We start from the raw sequence: 20,350 nt of genomic DNA on the forward strand, positions 1-20,350 counted from the left end.
ATTAGATAAAAAAGAGGACATTTTGTCCTCTTTTTTTTACGTCTAATTTTTGATTTTCCAATATTAAATAGCCCTATATTGCGGCCAAATAAAATTATATAAAGCTATCAAAAATATAAATATAAAAAAAAGCAGATCAATCGATCTGCTCATTTCCAACGCGTTGTCTAAACTTCTGACCCGCTCTGAAAGTAACCACACGGCGCGCAGAAATCGGAATTTCCTCGCCTGTTTTAGGATTACGTCCAGGACGTTCGCGTTTATCTCTTAATTCGAAATTACCAAAACCAGAAAGCTTAACTTGCTCTCCTGCAATAAGCGCTTGGCTAATTTCGTCGAAGAACAACTCGACCATTTGTTTTGCTTCACGGCGATTTAAGCTGGTTAACTCACTTAAATGATCAGCCATGTCTGCTTTAGTTAATGCTGTCATGAGGCCCTCAATGTCGCTTGATAAGTGTTTTCCAACACGTGGATTATATTGTCCATACCAGATTTAATTTCAGCATCTTCAAGCGTACGTGAAGGATGTTGCCATAATAAAGCAAACGCTAATGAGCGTTTACCTTCTTCGACACCCTGCCCCGTATACACATCGAATAACCATGTAGAGTCTAAAAGCTCTCCACCAGTTTTTTCGATTAACTGCTGAATATCTCTAACATTTATATTATCAGAGATTAAAAGCGCAATATCACGTCTGATCGAAGGAAAACGTGATAATTCTGTAAAATTAGATACATAAGATTGCAAAACGGCAGTTTGATCAAGTTCAGCAACCCAAGTTGTGCTCAAATCTAGCTCATTTTCTAAAGATGGATGCAGACGGCCTAAGTAACCAATTGATTGTCCATCAACTAAAATTTCAGCAGACTGTCCTGGATGCAACCATGTACGCTCTGAACGCACATATTCAACTTTGACACGACCAGCAGCTAAAATCTCCTCAATCTCTCCTTTGAAGTCGAAGAAATCCATTGGCTGCGGCTTAACATGCCAAGATTCAGGTTGTTGTGAACCTACTGCAACCAAAGCTAAAGTTGGAATCTGCTTTAGATCTTCAATACTTTTAGCATTTTGATAATCAAAACGTAGCCCTAATTCAAAGAAGCGAACACGGCTTTGCTGACGGTTAATATTATATTGTACGCAAGGAATTAAACTTGAAAGCAAAGTACTACGCATCGCAGCCAAATCACTTGAAATTGGATTTGCTAGCATTAATGGATTTACTTGTGGGTTTAATTGCTTTTCAAGTTTTGCATCGGCAAAGCTAAAGCTAATTGCTTCTTGATAACCCAAACTTACGATAGTTTGACGTAACTCTGCAATTTCAAAGCGGTCTTGGTATTTAGCTAATTTAACATCCATAGTTGGTAAACTAATTTGGATATTGTCATAACCATCAATACGCGCTACTTCTTCAATTAGGTCTTGATAAATAGCCATATCATAGCGATGTGATGGAGGGACTACACTCCACTCCCCTTCAGCTTTAACAGTTACTTTACAGCCTAATCGAACTAAAGCATCCGCAATGAACTCACCCGCAACTTGATATCCTAATAATTGGTCTACCTGAGCCTGCTTAAGGTCAATTGCTTCACGTTTAGGAAGTAGATCAGTTTTTTCAGCTACAGTAATTGGGCCAAACTCACCGCCCGCCAATTCTTGAATAAGCTGAGAAGCACGATTCATTGCAATTAACGGTAATTCAAAATCCACACCGCGTTCATAACGCTGCGAAGAATCTGTGTGTAAACCAAAACGGCGAGCACGTCCAGCAATAGCAAGTGGCGCAAAGAAAGCACTTTCTAAGAAAATGTCAGTTGTATCATCGGTTACACTAGATGCTAGACCACCCATAATTCCGGCAATTGCCAAAGCTTTCTGGTCATCAGCAATAACCATTATATCTTCTTGTAATCCAATTTCTTGATCATTTAAAAGCTGTAATTTTTCCTGTGGCTTAGCTTGACGAACATGTACAGTTCCTTCGATTTTAGCTAGATCGAAAGCATGCATTGGTTGACCCAATTCCATGAGGACGTAGTTGGTTACATCAACTAAAATACTATGAGTACGAATTCCTGAACGTGCTAAAGCCTGTTCCATCCACTCTGGTGTTGCAGCTTTTACATTAACGTTTTTAACTACACGTCCTAAGTAGCGTGGAGCACCATCTGTGCTAATTACTACTTTTTTCTCATCAGTGATTGTCGCATCAACCGATTTGATTTCAGGCTCATTCGTTTGCAGTTGGTTAATCACTGCAATTTCACGTGCAATTCCACGAATACTGAAACAATCACCACGGTTTGGTGTAATACTGATATCGATAACGTTATCATCAAGTTTTAGATATTCACGAATGTTTACCCCTACCGGAGCATCGGCAGGTAACTCAAGCAAACCATCAATTTTATCTTCAAGATCAATTTCCGAAGCCCCACAAAGCATGCCTTGTGACTCAACTCCGCGAAGTTTACCTTTTTTGATTTTAAAATCGCCGGGTAATACAGCACCAATCATTGCAACTGGAGCTTTCATGCCAGCACGAACATTCGGTGCACCACATACGATTTGTAAAGGCTCACCTGAACCAATATTCACTGTTGTTACACGCAAACGATCTGCATCTGGATGCTGCTCAACTGTTAAAACTTCACCAACCACGACACCAGTAAATGGCTTTGCAACAGGCGCAAGCTCATCCACTTCAAGACCAAGCATAGTCAACTGATCAGACAATGTCTCGCTATCAATTGCTGGGTTAACCCACGTACGTAGCCAATTTTCGCTAATCTTCATCTTTATAAACCTTTTTTAATCCTGAAAAACTGTTAGGCAAATTGGCGTAAGAAACGCACATCATTTTGGTAGAACATACGTAAGTCATTAATGCCATAACGCAACATTGCAAAACGCTCTACCCCTAAACCAAAAGCAAAGCCTTTGTATTTATCAGGATCAATACCCGCAGCACGTAATACATTTGGATGTACCATGCCACAGCCTAAAACCTCTAACCAACGGCCACGTTCATCCATAATATCTACTTCTGCACTTGGCTCAGTAAATGGGAAATAAGATGGACGGAAACGAACCTTTAAATCTTTTTCAAAAAATTCATTAAGCAGGTTAATCAATAAACCTTTTAATTCAGCAAAGCTCGTGTTCTCAGCAACGTATAAACCTTCAATCTGATGGAACATTGGCGAATGCGTTTGATCTGAATCACAACGGTAAACACGGCCTGGACATACGATACGAATCGGTGGCTCACTTGTTTCCATTGTACGAATCTGCACCCCAGAGGTATGCGTACGTAGTAAGTGAGTAGCATCAAAGTAGAATGTATCGTGCATCGCACGTGCTGGATGGTGACCAGGAATATTTAATGCTTCAAAATTGTGATAGTCATCTTCAACTTCTGGACCAGTCGCAACAGTAAAGCCAGCTTTAGTGAAGAACTGACAAATTCGCTCTTGTACCTGAGTAACAGGATGGACTGTACCAATACGTTGACCACGGCCCGGCAATGTAATATCAATCGTTTCACTTGCTAGCTTTTGTGCAAGTGCTGCCTGTTGTAATGCCGCTTGACGTTCTGTTAATGCAGTATTAATTGTTTCTCGAACAGCATGAATCGCAGCACCTTGTACTTTGCGTTCTTCAGGGTCCATTTTCCCTAATGCTTTCGATTGTTCTGCAAGCTGGCTTTTTTTCCCTGTAAATTGCACACGTACCTGATCAAGTGCAACAAGGTCTTGAGCTGCTGCAATGGCAGCAAGCGCTTCTGTGGTCAGGGCTTCCAGTGACATATTAACTCTCAAAGCAACAAATTTAAAAAATATAATAAAACACTGCATTCTAACAGTTTTTCATCGAATTGATGAAGTTTATCCATCATGAAAAATGTATTAGGCAACAAAAAGATAAAACGTATAAGATAATAGCATCGTCAATGAGATCAACTATTATGGCGCTTAATCAGATTTGGAAACAACAACTTACGCTTGTGACATATGGTAATGAATACCTCCGTCAGAATTTAAGCTTTAACCAATGGCGACAACATCATATTTTCGACCATCATAGTTTTCAGTTTCGTGACTTAACTTCACAGCATTTATTGGCTCAACATTTCCAAGTTTGGCTAGAAGCATTAAAAAAACAAGGCACCCTCAAGCTTAGCTTACATTTATCAAGCCTTCTCAATGAAGAGCAAAATCCAAACAGTAACGTCGAACTCTTACCCTATACTCATTTTATTGTGAGTCATCAAAATGATAAGAAGTTTGCATGGATTTTTGGCCATGAACTTGCCGAATGGTATAACAATGATAACGAGTTCGAAGCTCCTTCCTCACAAACCTGTGAATTACGCCTAGAGACATTCTGGCGTTTTGAATTAAATGAGAAATTATCAAAAAAAATTGAAGCTGATCTAAAAAATCCACCATGGCAAGAAATAGCCGACTTTATGGAGAGTGAGTTATTCCATAGCAAATATGCGACAGGCTTTGAGGAACCAGAACTTCAAAATATTCTTTTTGATGGAACAAATATTAAAAGCTTAGAGCCAAAACTTGCCCTAATTCCTGAGAGTTATCCCGCAGATTATGCCCATCAACTTTTGTCCCGTACACAAGCATTAGCTGATTATTTAGAACAAAAAAAACGCCTTGCAAACGATCCTTTAGGAGAAGAACTAGATCAAGAGCAACTCATCAATTTAAGAAACTTTACACAAAAAACTGATGATTTATTTGCCAAGCTTATTGTAAAAGTTGCCAACCATTATCAGACTGCACAGATGGTATCTGTAGTTAAGTCATCTCCATTTGAGCAATCAAATGAAAATCCACAACATTTGAAATCTCACCACCATAAAGGCACTGGTTCAGGCGTTATTAAACTCATTATTTTAACCATTATTATTTGTGCTTTGGCTTATTATTTTGGGCTTTAACCACAGGAATATATGAAAATGATATATAAAAGATTACTCCTAACGCTCATTGCATTATGTTCCATTAACGCATACGCACAACAAAGTATTTCAAACCAAGAAAAAAGTTCCGTTAATTTCCCTGTAATAGAATTTACACTGAGTCAGATTCAACAAGAATTAAAGCAATTAAAGTCCATTGAAAATCAAGAGCACCCCAAGTATTCAGCCTTAGCTCAACAATGGTCTGAAAATAACTCCAAGATTAACGATTTTATATTTTCACCACTTAATAATAAAACACAATTAATAAAAGAAAATTTTGAATTATTACAAAAGCAATTGGATAAAACAAAAAAACTTAAACAAGAACTTAATGAAATGAGAATTAGTCTATTAAAAGAAGATAATACAAATCTAGCGCAGTTAGACATTAAAACAGAACAAGGCCTATCTTTAAAGAAACTTTATTTAGAACGTAATCAAATATGTATGCAATATTTTCAGAACGAATTAACAAATACCGCTTTAAATGCCATCAATATAGACTTAAAGCAACAATGCACACAAGCTAATTCTAGAGTACAAGAGCTGTCTACGACACTATCTGAAAAATATAATATTCCTGATAATAAAAAAGACCGCTAAAAAGCGGTCTTTCTTTGAATCTCTAAGCTTATGCAGCTAATGCGCCTTTAGCTTTTTCAGCTAAAGCAGCAAATGCTACTGCATCATGCATAGCGATGTCAGCTAATACGCGACGGTCGATGATCACTTGAGCTTTTTTCAAGCCATCGATCATACGGCTGTAAGACAAACCGTTTTGACGAGCACCAGCATTGATACGCGCAATCCATAGAGCACGGAATTGACGTTTCTTTTGACGGCGGTCACGGTAAGCGTATTGACCAGCTTTGATTACCGCTTGGAACGCTACGCGGTAAACGCGTGAACGAGCGCCATAGTAACCTTTAGCGCGAGCAAGAATTTTTTTGTGACGACGATGAGCCACTACACCACGTTTTACACGAGCCATTTATAATCTCCTTAGATGTATGGGCACATACGACGAACTGAATTCATGTCAGAAACATGAACCATTACACAGCCGCGTAATTGACGGATACGTTTAGCAGATTTTTTGGTCAAGATGTGGCGCTTGAACGCTTGTTTACGCTTAAAACCGTTTGCAGTCGCTTTGAAGCGTTTAGCTGCACCACGGCGAGTTTTTAACTTAGCCATAGTAACCTCTTTTAGGCACCTGTTCGGCGCGATTGCACCATTGCAAAATCGACCTGCAGGTAAGGAAGCGCGTATTTTATAGCATACTGACTAAAATTAAAACTATTAGTTACTGTTTTTATGAGTGCAAAGAAAGACTTTCTCGATTTCAACTATGGCAGCCATATCAATAATAAATAAAGCACCTATACTTTTTTCCATTTATAATACGATCAAATTATCAACATACGATATTCCCAATGCAGAAACATGATGCATTTGCCGCCTTACGCTATAGAGATTTCTCAATTGTTACCATTAATCAATTTTGCTTAACATTAGCAATTCTGATTCAAGAAATTATTGTTGCCTATTCACTATATCAAATCACCAAAGACCCACTGACTCTAGGTTTAATCGGACTTGCAGAAGCCATTCCTTTTATTGCTCTTTCCCTTTGGGGTGGCTATTTTGCAGATAGGTTTAATAAACAGATTATTATGAAGATCTGTTTATTTTTCTCGGTTCCTCTTCCTTTAGTGCTGTGGTCACTGTTCCATCTGCATGGTTTAGGTCATATCAGCGTAAATTTCCTTTCATGGGGGATTTATGCAGTCATCTTTGGTTTGGGTACAATTCGTGGTTTTTATAATCCTTCTGCAACGTCTTTAAAGCCATTTTTAATTCCCCGTGAACTGTATGCAAACGGAGCAACATGGACGACAATTGGTTGGCAAAGTGGTGTAATTATTGGGCCTATGCTTGGTGGTTTTATGCTGGCCTATTTAGGCCGAGAAACAAGCCTATTTAGTGTTGCTACGTTACTGGGCATTTGTTTTATATTAATTAATTTACTGCATAAGCGTAGTTTTCCTAAAATTGAAACTGCAAATGTTTTAGAGAGTTTAGGGGATGGTTTCCGCTTTATCTGGAAAACTAAAATTGTTCTTTGGGCGATTTCTCTTGATTTAGCTTCTGTTTTATTTGGTGGGGTCATCGCATTACTACCAATTTTTGCAGAAGATATCTTAAAAGTTGGTCCAGAAGGACTTGGATATTTGCGTGCTGCACCCTCTATTGGCGCTCTCGTTACTATGATTGCTTTGACTCGCTTCCCACCAACTCAGCATGCATGGCGTAACATGTTACTTGCCGTAGCTGGTTTTGGAGTATTCACTATTTTATTCGCTTTCTCGAAAAATATGTGGTTGTCTCTATTTGCACTGGCAATGACGGGCGCTTGTGACAGTATTTCAGTTGTGGTTAGACAAACTATTTTGCAAATTTTCCCGCCAGAAAATATGCGTGGTCGCGTTGCTGCTGTAAACGGGATGTTTGTCTCATCAAGTAATGAGCTTGGTGCATTTGAGTCAGGTTTGGCAGCAAAATATTTGGGAACGATTACAGCAACTATTTTTGGTGGTTGTATGACTTTAGTCGTCGTTACTTTCTGTTGGCTAAAAACCAATGATTTATTTAAAGTCGATATTACAAAAAGCTCAGAAGACTAATAAATTCGTTTTAATTTAAGCATCTTCGGATGCTTTTATTTTAAATAAAATCTGTAATTACCCAATAAATAAAGATATAGCGCCCCGCTTTAGCAATCAAAACGATAATTAAAAAACGCCAAAAATTTTCTTTGAGTAAACCCGCAACTAAAGTAATTGGGTCTCCAATCACAGGTGTCCAACTTAAAAGCAGCGAATAAAAACCATACTTATGATAAAAGTGTTGAGCTTGTTCTAAACGCTTTTCAGAAACAGGAAACCACTTACGATGTTTAAATTGCTCTATTTTTAAGCCTAGCCACCAATTTACGCAAGAACCTAACACATTACCTAGAGTAGCAACACTTATTAATAGCACAGCCGAATGTTGATCTTTTAGCAACAAGGTTGCCAAGAACGCTTCGGACTGCAAAGGCAACAATGTCGCTGCGCCAAAAGCGCTCAAGAACAGCAAAAAGTAACTTAGCACAACTCATTACACCAAATATTTTTTTGCTTTAAACATTTATTAAATCCACACAAAAATTAGACTACTTTAATAGACAATGCTTTTTGTACCGCAGGACGTGCCGTTAAACGTACAACATATTCTTGTACATAAGGATAATCTTCTAATTGAATACCCTGCCATTCATAGCGCAAGATCCAAGGTAAAATTGCCATGTCAGCAATCGAGTATTCACCAGCAACAAACTTCTGACCAATAAGCTGTTTGTTTAATACGCCATATAAACGTTTAGTCTCATTTACATAACGGTCGATCGCGTATGGGATTTTTTCTGGGGCAAAACGATTGAAATGATGATTCTGCCCAAGCATAGGTCCTAGTCCACCCATTTGCCACATGAGCCATTGTTCAACTTCAACTCGCTCTTGCTCATCAGTTGGATAAAATAATCCAGTTTTCCGACCTAAATATTGCAAGATAGCGCCTGATTCAAATATTGAAATTGGCTCACCACGAGGTCCATCTTGGTCAACAATCGCAGGAATTTTATTATTGGGAGAAATTCTCAGAAAATCTGGTTGAAATTGATCATTTTCTAAAATATTGATTGGGTAAAGAGTGTAATCCAGTCCCATTTCTTCTAAGGCAATTGTGATTTTATGTCCATTGGGAGTTCCCCAATAATATAGATCAATCATTCTATTTTCCTATTCATCGTTATCATGACTGCGTCTTGCGTTATAGCATGTTTTAAGAGGGACGATGAGATTTCCAACACTAAAAAATACATAAAATTCAAGAATTGAATTTCTTTCAAAATATAGCAACTGTCTTAAATCAAACTGAATAGATAAAAGTTAAATCATCTTTTTTTATTATGATAAGGATATAAAAAAGCACTGCTTTTGCAGTGCTTTTTTTGAGTATTACTTTTTCTTTTTCGGTCCAAGTAACATACCCATTTGACGGCCTTCCATTTTAGGTGCTTGTTCCACAACCCCAAACTCAGCAACATCAGCTTCAATCTTTTGTAATTGAGCTAAGCCAAGTTGTTGGTGAGCCATTTCACGACCACGGAAACGTAAAGTGATTTTCACTTTGTTTCCTTCTTCAAGGAATTTCAAAATAGCACGAAGCTTAACTTGATAATCACCAACATCAGTTGCAGGGCGCAGTTTGATTTCCTTCACTTGCACTTGATGCTGTTTTTTCTTCGCATCTTTTTGCTTCTGCTTAAGGTCAAACAAGTGCTTGTTGTAATCCATAATTTTACAAACAGGCGGCTCGGCGTTTGCAACGATCTCAACGAGGTCAAGATCTGCCTCTTCAGCAGCGCGCAGTGCTTCATTTAATGAAACAATTCCTTTTTGCTCACCGTCAGCACCAACGAGGCGTACTTCTTTTGCACGGATCTCGTCGTTAATTGCTGGACGGTTGCTTTTTGCACCTTGTTGTTGGTTACGGTCAGGCTGTTTAATCTTTCTTACTCCACAATATACCGGCCACGTTCGGCGACGGCAGACTTCACTAAGTCAATGAATGCATCTACTGACATAGTACCTAAATTTTTTCCTGAGCGGGTACGCACATTCACTGTACCTTCTTCAACCTCTCGGTCACCAAGAACTAACAGGTAAGGAATACGCTCTAGAGTACGCTCACGAATCTTAAATCCGATTTTTTCATTTCTCAAGTCAGAAATAGCACGAAGGCCATTTTCTTTGAGTTTTGCTACGACGTTCTCACAAGCTTCAGCTTGAGAATCCGTAATATTCATGACACAAGCTTGTAACGGCGACAACCAAGGTGGCATGAAACCAGCGTAGTGTTCAATTAGTATACCAATAAAACGCTCAAAACTGCCAAGAATTGCACGATGCAACATTACAGGCTGATCACGATCATTGTCTTCAGTCACATAAGACGCATCTAAACGTTCTGGTAAGTTGAAGTCACACTGAATAGTACCACATTGCCATACACGTCCGAGACAGTCTTTCAATGAGAATTCAATTTTCGGACCATAGAACGCGCCTTCGCCTGGTTGTAATTCCCATTCTAGACCCGCTGCATCTAAAGCATCTGCTAAAGATTTTTCAGCCATATCCCAAAGCGCATCATCACCCACACGTTTTTCTGGACGTGTAGAAAGTTTCATTTGCACTTCTTCAAAGCCAAAATCTTTATAAACATCTAAAGTCAGTTTAATAAAGTCTGCAACTTCCTGACCGATCTGTTCTTTAGTACAGAAGATATGGGCGTCATCTTGTGTAAAGCCACGTACACGCATAATACCGTGTAAAGAACCTGATGGTTCGTTACGATGACAAGAACCGAACTCAGCCAAACGAATTGGTAAATCACGGTAAGACTTCAAACCTTGGTTAAAAACTTGCACGTGACATGGGCAGTTCATTGGCTTAACCGCATAGTTACGATTTTCAGAATGAGTCGTAAACATGTTGTCTGCGTAGTTCGCCGCATGACCTGATTTTTCCCACAATGTAAAGTCTACGATTTGTGGTGTCTTAATCTCAAGGTAACCATTGTCTTGCTGAACTTTACGCATGTATTGTTCAAGTACTTGGTAAATAGTCCAGCCATTTGGATGCCAGAACACCATACCCGGTGCTTCTTCTTGCATATGGAACAAGTCTAAAGCTTTACCAATTTTACGATGGTCACGCTTTTCAGCTTCTTCGATACGTTTGATGTAGGCAGCGAGCTGTTTCTTGTCTGCCCAAGCTGTACCATAAATACGTTGAAGCTGTTCATTCTTCGCATCACCACGCCAGTATGCACCAGAGATTTTAGTGAGCTTGAATGATTTTAAGAATTTGGTATTCGGTACGTGTGGACCACGACACATATCCAAATAATCTTGATGGTAGTACAAGCCCATTTGTGTTTCTTCAGGCATGTCTGCAATCAAGCGTAATTTATATTCTTCGCCACGCGCAGTAAATTCAGCAATAACTTCATCACGTGGTGTCATTTTTTTAACGACATCATAATCTTGATCGATGAGCTTTTTCATGCGCTCTTCGATAGCTGCCATATCGTCTAATGTAAAAGGACGTGGCATCCAGATGTCGTAGTAAAAACCTTCTTCAATGACTGGACCAATCACCATCTTGGCTTCAGGGAAAAGCTGTTTAACAGCATGCCCTACAAGGTGTGCACAAGAATGGCGAATAATTTCAAGACCTTCCTCATCTTTTGGAGTGATAATTTGTAAGGTCGAATCTTCGGTAATTAAGTCACATGCATCAACTAAGCGATCATTTACACGGCCAGCAACAGTATTTTTTGCTAGACCAGGCCCGATACTTTGGGCAACTTCCATAACAGATACAGCGTGATCAAAACTCTTTTGATCGCCATTTGGCAATGTGATAATTGGCATAAAAAAATCCTTAAGGAGTGATGCCCTATACGAAGGAGCATTTCACCGCGAGATTATGATCGAGGCGAACCTCAAAATATAAAAACGGTGTAAATCAAAGTTAAAAAACCTGAAAGATTTTACACTTGTTCAAGCAATGTGAAAACCTTTGAGCCCATAAAATCATAAATACATTTTGCTTATCAGGTAAACAGCAATAAATGACTTAAAAAATATATTGGGGCGATTTTTAAATATATTTAGCACAAGTGGTTTAAGATGAAGAAAATAGCATTTTTGCTCATTTTTTGACTGGAAGGTATCGCCCTTTAAGACTAAAGCATAAATGCTTTGATGAATATTAAATCATATTTTCAAAGAATGAATTAAAAATAGAACACGGAGTTGTTTCACATGGTTAGTGCTTATGATGAGTTACCGCGTACACCGGCAAACTTTGTTGCGTTATCACCTCTACGCTACTTAGAGCGTGCAGCTTATATTTATCCAGATCAAGCTTCGATTATTCATGGTAAGCGCCAAATTTCATGGAAAGAAACCTACCAACGTTGTTGCCAATTTGCATCTCAGCTCAAGCAATTGGGAATTGAAAAAAATGATACTGTATCTGTCTTATTGCCAAATATTCCAGCCATGATTGAAGCGCATTTTGCAGTTCCTATGGCTGGTGCGGTACTCAACACCCTCAATACACGTTTAGATGCAAAAACAATCGCTTTCATGTTGGAACATGCAGAAAGTAAAGTACTGTTGGTTGACCCTGAATTTGTAAATTTGGCAAGAGAAGCCCTCTCACTGATTCCAAACCAACACATTATTGTGATTGATGTAGCTGATACAGAATACGAAGGTGAAAACCAGTTTTTAGGTTCTTTTGAATATGAAGAATGGATCGCTCAAGGCGACATTAACTTCTCTTGGCATTTACCAGAAGATGAATGGGATGCGATTAGCTTAAATTACACCTCAGGAACTACAGGCAATCCTAAAGGTGTGGTCTATCATCATCGTGGGGCTTATCTTAATGCTGCAAGTAATATTCTCGCTTGTGGAATGAAACCGCGTGCTGTGTACTTATGGACACTGCCGCTCTTTCATTGTAATGGCTGGTGTTTTGCATGGAGCATAGCAGCAAGTGGTGGAACTAATATTTGTTTACGCAAAGTCGATCCAGAATTAGCCATGCAATTGATTGCCGTACATAAAGTTGATTATTTCTGTGGTGCACCTATTGTTCTTTCCATGATTCTTAACTTACCTAAAGAAAAACAAACTAGCTTTGATCATCATGTTGAAGTTATGGTGGCTGGAGCAGCTCCTCCTGTTGCCATTATTGAAGGCATGCGCAACATGGGGATTAACGTAAACCACGTATATGGTCTAACAGAAACTTATGGGCCTTCTGCTTTATGTGCTTCGCAATCTGGATGGAATGAGCTATCAATTGCTGAACAAGCCCAGCTTCATTCGCGCCAAGGCGTACCCTACCCATTACAAGATAGTATGCGTGTGTTAGATCCCGAAACAATGCAGCCTGTCCCGAATGATGGACAAACCATGGGAGAAATTATGTTCCGTGGCAATATTGTCATGAAAGGTTATTTAAAGAATCCTCAAGCAACTCAAGAAGCATTTGCAGGTGGATGGTTCCATACTGGCGACTTAGCCGTTTGTCATCCAGATGGTTATGCAAAAATTACTGATCGTTCAAAAGACATCATTATTTCTGGTGGAGAAAATATTTCATCTTTAGAAGTAGAAGATGTTTTATATAAACATCCTGCTGTTTTAACCGCTGCAGTTGTTGCTAAACCCGATGCGCGTTGGCAAGAAGTACCCTGTGCGTTTATTGAGTTAAAGATGGGTGCTACGGCAACACCTGAAGAAATTATTGCACATTGCCAAAAAGAGTTAGCGCGCTTTAAAGTACCTAAAGATGTGGTTATTACTGAAATTCCAAAAACATCGACAGGTAAATTACAGAAATTCATTTTGCGCGAATGGGCAAAAGAACGAGCTGAAAATATATAAATAAAAAAGCGACGCTCAAGGCGTCGCTTTTTTACTATTGAAGAGCAATTAGCCTTGATCAGACAATAGGGCAATTTGTTGCACATAGTTAACAAATTTACCTTTTGACGCTTCAAGCTCTGCTTCACTCACTTCTTGACTTTTATCACGCTTGATTCTCAACACATGCTGACGCAATGTGTGACGCTCTGAGGCATTATAAATTTTGCTAAATTCATTAATTGCAGGATCGCCTTGTTCGATCATACGATCAACCCAACGCATCAATTGAGCCTGCTTTTTTGCGCCTTGCTGCGGAGTTAAATAAGACAAAATAACGGTCTCATCTTCATTGCGCAATAATTTACCAATACGTTGAAACTGACGACGACGAGCTTCAAAAGAACTAATGTTCTGTACTTCCATTAACGCATCAATTAAACGTTCATCTACTGGGAGTTTTTGAATCTGTTTAATAGAAAGTTGTGCTAACTGCTCGCCTAAAGCAGCCATACGTTGAACTGCTTTTTTCTGTTCTGTCTTACTTGCACGTCCTTCTAAAGAGCCAAAATCTTCTTCAGTATAACGTTGGGGACGACGTGCCACGATTAATCTGCCTCATAAAATTTTGCGGCGAATAACGCCTGTACTTCATTTAATGCCTGTTCTTCGTCGGTACCATCAATGACCAATCGCAAAGTGGTCCCTTTACCTGCACCTAACATCAGCAAAGACATAATATTTTTTGCATCTACTAAATGATCGCCTTTTCCAATTTGGATCGACGAACGAAATTTTGTAGTGACCTCTATCAGTTTTCCTGATGCACGAGCATGTAAACCGAGTTTATTAATTACATCAACAGTTGTGTCTATCATGACCAGTGCTTCATTTCTCTGTGTAAGACCTGAACAGACCATTCTGCCTCAAGTGCTTGTTTTAGTCTATCTACGATATAAACGGAACGATGTTGACCCCCAGTGCAACCAATAGAAATCGTCATATAGTGACGATGTCCTTCAGCAAATGCTGGAAGCCATTTTTTTAAGAAGTGAAGAATATCGTCAAACATTTCGTTTGCTTGCGGACTTGCTTCTAAAAATAGCCTTACTGGCTCATCCAAACCAGAAAAACGTCTTAATTCTAAATCCCAATGCGGATTTGGTAAATGCCGTACATCAAAAACATAATCAGCATCTAAAGGAATGCCATGTTTATATCCAAATGACTGCAATATGACAATAAGCTTATCTGACTGCCCTAATTTAGACAGTAAAATATGCTTTAAATCATGAACACTTTTATCTGTTGTATCAATATGAACCGTGGCACGGAACTGGATTGGGAGCAGCAACTGCTTTTCTTCATGGATACATTGCAACAGACTTTTAAAACGATTGGCCAATGGATGTGGACGACGCGATGCACTAAAACGTGCAATCAAATCCTGATCTTGGGTAGTCAGATAAATCACATCAACCGTGCCATGTTTTTGTAGTTGCTCAAAAACATGATCAAACTCTTGCATGTCTGCACGAGTACTTCGAACATCCACACCTAATGCCAATTGCTCTAGGTTATTTTCATGATCTAGCTTTGCCACAATTTCAGGCAGCAATGCCAAAGGCAAATTATCAATACAGTAATAGCCCAAATCTTCTAACACTTGGAGAGCTGAAGATTTTCCTGAACCAGACTGTCCTGTCACGATAAGTATACGCTTCATGGCATGGCTGTCCTTTGATCTGTTATTGGGGTGTAAAGGCAACTTCTAAATTATCAATCAAACGAGTTGCACCCAATTTTGCCGCGACAAACAACACAATATCACGATCAAACTGAGTAGCAGGTAACAGATTTGACTGACGAGCTTCGACATAATCCACAACAAAGCCATTATCTGTCAACTGAGTTTTAATATCTTCTAAAACTTGTTGTAGATCTTTACCTTGATGTAACTGCTGTTCAGCTTGCTTTAAACTTTGATAAATAACCGGAGCGACTTGACGTTGTTCAGGGCTTAAATAACCGTTTCTTGAGCTAAGGGCCAAGCCATCTGCTGCACGAACAATTGGCACGCCAATGACTTCTAAAGGGATATTTAAGTCTTGTACAAACTGACGAATAACTGCTAACTGTTGATAATCTTTTTGACCAAAAAAAGCATAGTTAGGCTGCACAATATTAAAAAGCTTAGTGACCACCAACGCTACGCCATCAAAATGGCCTGGACGCGAGCTACCACATAAAGCATCCGTAATTTGGCTGACACTTATGTTGGTTAAACGAGGCTGAGTACCGTACATTTGCTCAACCGATGGCGCAAAAATAATGTCACAGCCAACATCGGCCAATAGACGGCTATCTTGCTCTAAAGTACGAGGATAGTTATCAAAATCTTCACCCGGTCCAAATTGAGTTGGATTTACGAAGATGCTCACAACGACAACATCACATAACTTTTTCGCTTCACGAACAAGTGTGAGATGCCCTTCATGTAGATTTCCCATAGTTGGGACAAAACCAATAATTTTACGCGCAGCTCTAGCAGGATTTAAAGACGCTGCAAGACCTTGTATGGTGGTTTCTGTTTTCATGAATTACAGCTCAACGTGGAAAGTATGTTCTTTGGCAGGGAATGATTGATCCTGCACAGCAGCATGAAAAGCTTTAAATGCATCTAAAATAGCAGTTTCACCAGATTGTTCTTTCATAAAGTTACGAACAAAACGCGCAACTCGACCAAAAGTTAAACCCAGCATGTCTTGTACTACAAGTACCTGACCATCAGTTGCATTACCCGCACCAATACCAATCACAGGCGTATTTGGGAATAGTTCAGCAATTTCTTGCCCCAACTGAGCAGGTACACATTCAAGCAATAGAACTGCTGCGCCAGCCTCAACCACAGCTGTACAGTCGGCAATAAGCTGATCTGCTGCTTCACGTGTTTTAGCTTGTAATTTATATCCACCAAATACGTGTACAGATTGAGGGGTTAAGCCTAAATGTACGCAAACAGGTACGCCATTACGGGTTAAAACTTGTACGGTCTCACTTAACCATGCACCGCCTTCAATTTTGATCATTTGAGCGCCAGCTTGCATGACTGTTCTTGCGTTTTGCAAAGCATCATTTAAAGTTGCATAACTCATAAATGGCAAGTCAGTCATAATCAAGGCATGTTGGTTACCACGACGAACTGCTGCCGTATGATAAGCCATGTCTTCAACAGTTACAGGTAAAGTTGAGTCACGACCTTGAATTGCCATTCCAAGAGAATCACCAATTAAGATAGTATCAATTTCAGCAAGTTCCATTGCTTTTGCCATACTCGCATCGTAACAAGTTAGGCAAGAGAACTTACGTCCTTCGGCTTTAAATTTTCTTAAGTCACTTAGACTAATCATGATGGTATCCTCTACAGGAGTTTGCAGAACGTAATAAGTCAGACTTTAAGCCCATGACTCATCAGCAAGTACAGTCAGCGTTGGCTGCTGTAAGAGTTCTAAATTTTTAAGTGGCTGATCATCAATATGTAAATCAACATCTAAATCTAATAAAGGAATTACAACGAAATCTCGTTCTAAAATTCCAATGTGCGGCACTGTTAAGCGCTCATTTTGAATTTTTTCATTGCCATATATCAGCAAATCCAGATCTAAAGTACGCTCGCCCCAACGACGAAGACGCACACGACCAGCTTCTTGCTCAAATCGCTGCAACTGGTCTAACAAATCTAAAGGCGTGAGATCTGTATTTAACTCGGCTACAGCATTTAAATAATTTGGTTGATCTTGAGGCCCCATAGGTGGGCTTTGATAAAGTCTAGAAACTTTCACCGCACCTAAAGTTTTAAGCTTAGCAATGGCTTCAGATAAAATTTGGCGCGAATCGCCCAAATTACTACCTAAACCAATATAAGTCTTCGTTGTCATTGCGTTGGCCCAAAAATCACTTGGCTTAAATCGCGTTGTACTCGCTTACGCTTCAAAATCGGATGATCACTCATCGTCCCGCCTGCGTCTGAAGCAGTGGCTTTTTCAATAAAACGCCCCATCGATTGGTCTTGTCGAGTACGTTCTTTTTTCCCACGACGACTACGTGGTTCTGGAACATCAACCAAAGGCTCGATTTCCGTTTCAACTTTATTGTTTTCAACAGATTCGGTAGCAGCTTTACGACGACTTTTAGCTTTCTGGCGATTGTACTGGCTAATCGCAGCTTCTTTTTCGTCATTCGACATTTCTTGGTAGGCTTCCCACCAGCTTCCCATTCCTTGTGTTGTGTCATCACCTGACTTTTCACGAAGTAACAAGAAGTCAAAACCAGCACGGAAACGTGCATGTCCTGCCAATGCTTCTATTTGCTGAGGTTTTGGATTAAGCAAACGAGTCTGCATTTCCCAAACTTCACGAATAAAAGTTTCTGCAAAACGAGGAATCACTGTGCGTGTTGCCTGACGCTTTAATACATCTAAACCTGCCTGTGCACGTGCTTCAGCAGGTACAACACCTTTAGATAAATAAAATTCACAACGTTCTAAAAATGGTTGCCACAATAAGACCGCATAGAAAAATGCCGGATTAATTGTTTTACCAACTTGAATACGTTGATCTGTATTCTTTGCTGCTCTTAAAATAAATGGTGTGAGGTTCGGTTGAATATCTGCAAAGAGTTGTTTCCAGACTCCAAACTCAATCAACATTGGCAAAACACGTGCCAAATGTCCCATTGTGAACAGCTTCTGAGATTCATCATATAAACGATGTGGAGAAACATCACGCAGTAATTGCGTCATTTCAGCATCAAATATATCGAGAATATTTGAATCAATTTTGAAATTTAATTTGGCTGCAAAACGTAATGTTCGCAGCATACGTACTGGGTCTTCTTCAAAACGCTGTGCTGGGTCACCTAATAAACGTAGAGTTTTATTTTTTACATCGTCAATGGCTTTGCAGAAATCGAGCACAATACTCTTACGCGGTTGGTAATATAGCGTATTGATAGAAAAGTCACGGCGAGCAAAGTCTTGTTCGATAGTTCCCCAATTATTGTCACGTAAAATCATGCCCGAGGCACTGGTGACTGCTTTTTTAGGAGGAGCACGGAAAGTTGCAACTTCAATGAGCTCACGCCCTGAATAGACATGTGCTAATTCAAATCGACGGCCAATGATTCGACAACGTCGACCAAAAACTTCTTTAATTTGGGAAGGTGTTGCATTAGTGACTGCATCGAAATCTTTAGGATTAAGCCCTAGCATTAAATCACGGACACCACCCCCAACAATATAAGCTTCATAGCCTGCTTTAGTCAGGCTATCGATCACATCTAAAATCGAAGAAGGAAGTTGGGCTGTGGACAAACCACATTTTGACGCTCGCAAGGTTTGCAAAAGACGCTGTCTCCTACGTCAGGACGTAAATAACAAGTTGTCGCTAATCATAGCTGTAACGCACACAAAGGGCAATTTGATTCTCTGTAGTTTGCGCATGAAATGACAATTGACAGACAGATAATTTATAAAGTCAAACGCGCTTTATTCTTTTCAAAAATGGCTGGACCAATACCTTTTACATTTTTAAATTCATCAATATTTTTAAAGCCACCATTCTTTTGACGGTACTCTACAATCGCTTGAGCCTTTTTTTCACCAATACCTTTTAGCTTTTGAAACTCATCAATATTGGCTTGATTCAAGCGAATTTGTCCTGACGAATCAGTCATAGATGATCTTTTTGAAGCATTAGAATGAGAGGCGTGTTGCATGCTCAACCTCTGATCATACATCTGTTGCTTCGCCTTCCACTCCTTAAAATTTTGATCAAAAGATTGAGCCTGAGTAAAGCTTGATGAAATCAGGCTCCAAAATAAAACAATGAAAATATAGTGTTTATTCTTCCAAAGATTCATGCTGAGCTGCATGTGTTTTTTCCCCTAACTTTAACTGCCGCTTTGCCTGATTCCACAATTCATCCATTTCAGACAAGGTCATGTCTTCTAATGTTCTTTGCTGTTTTTGCGCTTGATCTTCAATAAAAGCAAAACGACTTCTAAACTTATGTATTGTTGATAAAAGTGAAGATTCACTTGAAATCGCAAGTTTACGTCCAACATTGACCAATGAAAATAGGCAATCTCCAAATTCATCTTGAATTTCATCAATATTTTTATTTTTTAATGCCTGCTTAAACTCATCCAATTCTTCTTCTAGTTTTTCATAAGCATCTTCTACTGTTTCAAAATCAAAGCCAACCTTAGCGGCATTTGCTTGTATTTTTTGTGCCTGTAATAGAGCTGGTCCATGTTTAATTTCGTCCAACCTTGATTGTGGCTTCCCTTGTTTTTCTTGCTGTTTAATTTGTTTCCAAAGCTCACTGACTTGTTCTGGGGTTAAGTTATTAAATCGATCTGCCTGAAAAACATGAGGATGACGACGAATTAGCTTTTCACTGATTGCCTCAACAACATCTTGAAAGTTAAAAGCACCTTGCTCACTAAACATCTGTGATTGAAATACAACTTGTAATAACAAATCGCCTAGCTCATTTCGGATTTCATTCATATCGCCTTGACGAATCGCCGCCTCAACTTCATATGCCTCTTCAATCGCATATTTAGTCAGTGACATTGGGGTTTGCTCTTGATCCCACGGACATTTTTCACGTAACTCTTGCATAATTTTAAGCAATTTATCCATGGTAACCCTCAAGTTTAAAAAGTCGGTCAGTAAAACTAAGATTTTAATTTGCTATGATCAAAATCAAAGCGATTAAATCAGTCACACTATTGTA

Annotated in this window: 22 protein-coding genes and 1 pseudogene; 4 read left to right on the forward strand and 19 right to left on the reverse strand. The window is 39.2% G+C overall.

All coding sequences use genetic code 11. The annotated features are described in order from the left end of the window. Window positions 1–136: 136 nt before the first annotated feature. From KTI78_RS07010 to pheS, 3 genes are read right to left on the reverse strand one after another with little or no spacing between them, the layout of a single operon-like run. The gene (locus KTI78_RS07010; protein ID WP_000126166.1) at window positions 137–433 is read right to left on the reverse strand and encodes an integration host factor subunit alpha; all 297 of its coding nucleotides are present in this window, start codon (window positions 431–433) and stop codon (window positions 137–139) included. Further along, window positions 430–2,811, reverse strand: coding sequence for a phenylalanine--tRNA ligase subunit beta (pheT, locus tag KTI78_RS07015; protein ID WP_262445633.1), 2,382 nt, complete (start codon window positions 2,809–2,811; stop codon window positions 430–432). Before pheT ends, KTI78_RS07010 begins: the two co-directional genes overlap by 4 nt. Before the next feature lie 32 nt (window positions 2,812–2,843). Then, a complete protein-coding gene (pheS, locus tag KTI78_RS07020) occupies window positions 2,844–3,824 on the reverse strand; it encodes a phenylalanine--tRNA ligase subunit alpha (RefSeq protein ID WP_002117277.1) in 981 nt (326 codons plus the stop codon). 158 nt (window positions 3,825–3,982) lie between these two features. Here pheS and KTI78_RS07025 point away from each other — a divergent pair, with 158 nt between their 5' ends. Together KTI78_RS07025 and KTI78_RS07030 are read left to right on the forward strand one after the other, a co-directional pair. Further along, window positions 3,983–4,975 (forward strand): hypothetical protein, encoded by a 993-nt coding sequence (locus KTI78_RS07025; RefSeq protein WP_262445762.1) that lies wholly within the window; start codon window positions 3,983–3,985, stop codon window positions 4,973–4,975. 12 nt (window positions 4,976–4,987) lie between these two features. Then, a complete protein-coding gene (locus tag KTI78_RS07030; protein WP_224992260.1) occupies window positions 4,988–5,602 on the forward strand; it encodes a hypothetical protein in 615 nt (204 codons plus the stop codon). A 28-nt stretch (window positions 5,603–5,630) separates the two neighbouring features. Here KTI78_RS07030 and rplT read toward each other — a convergent pair whose 3' ends face one another. From rplT to KTI78_RS07045, 3 genes and pseudogenes are all read right to left on the reverse strand, one after another. Beyond that, the gene (rplT, locus tag KTI78_RS07035) at window positions 5,631–5,990 is read right to left on the reverse strand and encodes a 50S ribosomal protein L20 (protein ID WP_000124858.1); all 360 of its coding nucleotides are present in this window, start codon (window positions 5,988–5,990) and stop codon (window positions 5,631–5,633) included. An 11-nt stretch (window positions 5,991–6,001) separates the two neighbouring features. Further along, window positions 6,002–6,196: a 50S ribosomal protein L35 gene (rpmI, locus tag KTI78_RS07040; protein WP_002054552.1), complete on the reverse strand. Its 195-nt coding sequence runs from the start codon at window positions 6,194–6,196 to the stop codon at window positions 6,002–6,004. A gap of 11 nt (window positions 6,197–6,207) precedes the next feature. Then, window positions 6,208–6,397 (reverse strand): annotated as a pseudogene (locus KTI78_RS07045) (hypothetical protein). Between the two features lie 38 nt (window positions 6,398–6,435). On the opposite strand from KTI78_RS07045, the gene nreB reads away from it, so the two are divergent. Beyond that, window positions 6,436–7,686, forward strand: coding sequence for a nickel resistance MFS transporter NreB (nreB, locus tag KTI78_RS07050; RefSeq protein WP_224992261.1), 1,251 nt, complete (start codon window positions 6,436–6,438; stop codon window positions 7,684–7,686). A 40-nt stretch (window positions 7,687–7,726) separates the two neighbouring features. On the opposite strand, the gene KTI78_RS07055 is transcribed toward nreB, so the two are convergent. The 4 genes from KTI78_RS07055 to thrS all read right to left on the reverse strand — a co-directional run bounded on the left by KTI78_RS07055 (window position 7,727) and on the right by thrS (window position 11,540). Next, window positions 7,727–8,155: a YqaA family protein gene (locus tag KTI78_RS07055; RefSeq protein ID WP_262445634.1), complete on the reverse strand. Its 429-nt coding sequence runs from the start codon at window positions 8,153–8,155 to the stop codon at window positions 7,727–7,729. A gap of 56 nt (window positions 8,156–8,211) precedes the next feature. Further along, window positions 8,212–8,832 carry a glutathione S-transferase N-terminal domain-containing protein gene (locus KTI78_RS07060; RefSeq protein ID WP_262445635.1) on the reverse strand — a complete coding sequence of 207 codons (621 nt, stop codon included), beginning with the start codon at window positions 8,830–8,832 and terminating at the stop codon, window positions 8,212–8,214. A 228-nt stretch (window positions 8,833–9,060) separates the two neighbouring features. Beyond that, window positions 9,061–9,612, reverse strand: coding sequence for a translation initiation factor IF-3 (gene infC / locus KTI78_RS07065; protein ID WP_075383312.1), 552 nt, complete (start codon window positions 9,610–9,612; stop codon window positions 9,061–9,063). Window positions 9,613–9,617: 5 nt separating this feature from the next. After that, the gene (gene thrS / locus KTI78_RS07070; RefSeq protein WP_016144362.1) at window positions 9,618–11,540 is read right to left on the reverse strand and encodes a threonine--tRNA ligase; all 1,923 of its coding nucleotides are present in this window, start codon (window positions 11,538–11,540) and stop codon (window positions 9,618–9,620) included. Between the two features lie 393 nt (window positions 11,541–11,933). On the opposite strand from thrS, the gene KTI78_RS07075 reads away from it, so the two are divergent. Continuing rightward, window positions 11,934–13,571 carry an acyl-CoA synthetase gene (locus tag KTI78_RS07075; RefSeq protein WP_262445637.1) on the forward strand — a complete coding sequence of 546 codons (1,638 nt, stop codon included), beginning with the start codon at window positions 11,934–11,936 and terminating at the stop codon, window positions 13,569–13,571. Window positions 13,572–13,619: 48 nt separating this feature from the next. Here the strand turns inward: KTI78_RS07075 and yjgA are convergent, their stop codons facing one another. The 9 genes from yjgA to mazG form a co-directional block, all read right to left on the reverse strand. Further along, window positions 13,620–14,156, reverse strand: coding sequence for a ribosome biogenesis factor YjgA (gene yjgA / locus KTI78_RS07080; RefSeq protein ID WP_016142178.1), 537 nt, complete (start codon window positions 14,154–14,156; stop codon window positions 13,620–13,622). A 2-nt stretch (window positions 14,157–14,158) separates the two neighbouring features. Beyond that, complete coding sequence (locus KTI78_RS07085; RefSeq protein WP_000567533.1) at window positions 14,159–14,428, reverse strand: HPr family phosphocarrier protein; 270 nt, start codon at window positions 14,426–14,428, stop codon at window positions 14,159–14,161. After that, entirely contained in the window at window positions 14,425–15,276 is an 852-nt protein-coding gene (gene rapZ, locus KTI78_RS07090; RefSeq protein ID WP_002117179.1) for an RNase adapter RapZ, read from the reverse strand. The genes KTI78_RS07085 and rapZ overlap by 4 nt, the downstream gene beginning before the upstream one ends. 22 nt (window positions 15,277–15,298) lie before the next feature. Further along, entirely contained in the window at window positions 15,299–16,147 is an 849-nt protein-coding gene (gene panC, locus KTI78_RS07095) for a pantoate--beta-alanine ligase (RefSeq protein ID WP_032057513.1), read from the reverse strand. A 3-nt stretch (window positions 16,148–16,150) separates the two neighbouring features. Further along, a complete protein-coding gene (panB, locus tag KTI78_RS07100) occupies window positions 16,151–16,960 on the reverse strand; it encodes a 3-methyl-2-oxobutanoate hydroxymethyltransferase (RefSeq protein WP_002117298.1) in 810 nt (269 codons plus the stop codon). A 45-nt stretch (window positions 16,961–17,005) separates the two neighbouring features. Next, entirely contained in the window at window positions 17,006–17,488 is a 483-nt protein-coding gene (gene folK, locus KTI78_RS07105; RefSeq protein ID WP_262445638.1) for a 2-amino-4-hydroxy-6-hydroxymethyldihydropteridine diphosphokinase, read from the reverse strand. Next, on the reverse strand, window positions 17,485–18,951 hold the full coding sequence (gene pcnB, locus KTI78_RS07110) for a polynucleotide adenylyltransferase PcnB (protein ID WP_262445639.1): 1,467 nt from the start codon (window positions 18,949–18,951) through the stop codon (window positions 17,485–17,487). The genes folK and pcnB overlap by 4 nt, the downstream gene beginning before the upstream one ends. A gap of 125 nt (window positions 18,952–19,076) precedes the next feature. Next, window positions 19,077–19,481 carry a ComEA family DNA-binding protein gene (locus tag KTI78_RS07115; protein WP_262445640.1) on the reverse strand — a complete coding sequence of 135 codons (405 nt, stop codon included), beginning with the start codon at window positions 19,479–19,481 and terminating at the stop codon, window positions 19,077–19,079. Further along, window positions 19,450–20,256, reverse strand: coding sequence for a nucleoside triphosphate pyrophosphohydrolase (gene mazG, locus KTI78_RS07120; RefSeq protein ID WP_262445641.1), 807 nt, complete (start codon window positions 20,254–20,256; stop codon window positions 19,450–19,452). The genes KTI78_RS07115 and mazG overlap by 32 nt, the downstream gene beginning before the upstream one ends. Between the last annotated feature and the right edge of the window lie 94 nt (window positions 20,257–20,350).

The sequence above is a fragment of the Acinetobacter sp. WU_MDCI_Abxe161 genome, assembly GCF_025514355.1.
GTDB classification, from domain to species: Bacteria; Pseudomonadota; Gammaproteobacteria; order Pseudomonadales; family Moraxellaceae; genus Acinetobacter; species Acinetobacter pittii_E.

What these genes read in the sequence shown, in the direction of transcription:
- KTI78_RS07010 (WP_000126166.1), bottom strand. Translation starts at nt 433, where the DNA reads ATGACAGCATTAACTAAAGCAGACATGGCTGATCATTTAAGTGAGTTA.
- pheT (WP_262445633.1), bottom strand. Translation starts at nt 2,811, where the DNA reads ATGAAGATTAGCGAAAATTGGCTACGTACGTGGGTTAACCCAGCAATT.
- pheS (WP_002117277.1), bottom strand. Translation starts at nt 3,824, where the DNA reads ATGTCACTGGAAGCCCTGACCACAGAAGCGCTTGCTGCCATTGCAGCA.
- KTI78_RS07025 (WP_262445762.1), top strand. Translation starts at nt 3,983, where the DNA reads ATGGCGCTTAATCAGATTTGGAAACAACAACTTACGCTTGTGACATAT.
- KTI78_RS07030 (WP_224992260.1), top strand. Translation starts at nt 4,988, where the DNA reads ATGAAAATGATATATAAAAGATTACTCCTAACGCTCATTGCATTATGT.
- rplT (WP_000124858.1), bottom strand. Translation starts at nt 5,990, where the DNA reads ATGGCTCGTGTAAAACGTGGTGTAGTGGCTCATCGTCGTCACAAAAAA.
- rpmI (WP_002054552.1), bottom strand. Translation starts at nt 6,196, where the DNA reads ATGGCTAAGTTAAAAACTCGCCGTGGTGCAGCTAAACGCTTCAAAGCG.
- nreB (WP_224992261.1), top strand. Translation starts at nt 6,436, where the DNA reads ATGCAGAAACATGATGCATTTGCCGCCTTACGCTATAGAGATTTCTCA.
- KTI78_RS07060 (WP_262445635.1), bottom strand. Translation starts at nt 8,832, where the DNA reads ATGATTGATCTATATTATTGGGGAACTCCCAATGGACATAAAATCACA.
- thrS (WP_016144362.1), bottom strand. Translation starts at nt 11,540, where the DNA reads ATGCCAATTATCACATTGCCAAATGGCGATCAAAAGAGTTTTGATCAC.
- KTI78_RS07075 (WP_262445637.1), top strand. Translation starts at nt 11,934, where the DNA reads ATGGTTAGTGCTTATGATGAGTTACCGCGTACACCGGCAAACTTTGTT.
- KTI78_RS07085 (WP_000567533.1), bottom strand. Translation starts at nt 14,428, where the DNA reads ATGATAGACACAACTGTTGATGTAATTAATAAACTCGGTTTACATGCT.
- rapZ (WP_002117179.1), bottom strand. Translation starts at nt 15,276, where the DNA reads ATGAAGCGTATACTTATCGTGACAGGACAGTCTGGTTCAGGAAAATCT.
- panC (WP_032057513.1), bottom strand. Translation starts at nt 16,147, where the DNA reads ATGAAAACAGAAACCACCATACAAGGTCTTGCAGCGTCTTTAAATCCT.
- panB (WP_002117298.1), bottom strand. Translation starts at nt 16,960, where the DNA reads ATGATTAGTCTAAGTGACTTAAGAAAATTTAAAGCCGAAGGACGTAAG.
- folK (WP_262445638.1), bottom strand. Translation starts at nt 17,488, where the DNA reads ATGACAACGAAGACTTATATTGGTTTAGGTAGTAATTTGGGCGATTCG.
- KTI78_RS07115 (WP_262445640.1), bottom strand. Translation starts at nt 19,481, where the DNA reads ATGCAGCTCAGCATGAATCTTTGGAAGAATAAACACTATATTTTCATT.
- mazG (WP_262445641.1), bottom strand. Translation starts at nt 20,256, where the DNA reads ATGGATAAATTGCTTAAAATTATGCAAGAGTTACGTGAAAAATGTCCG.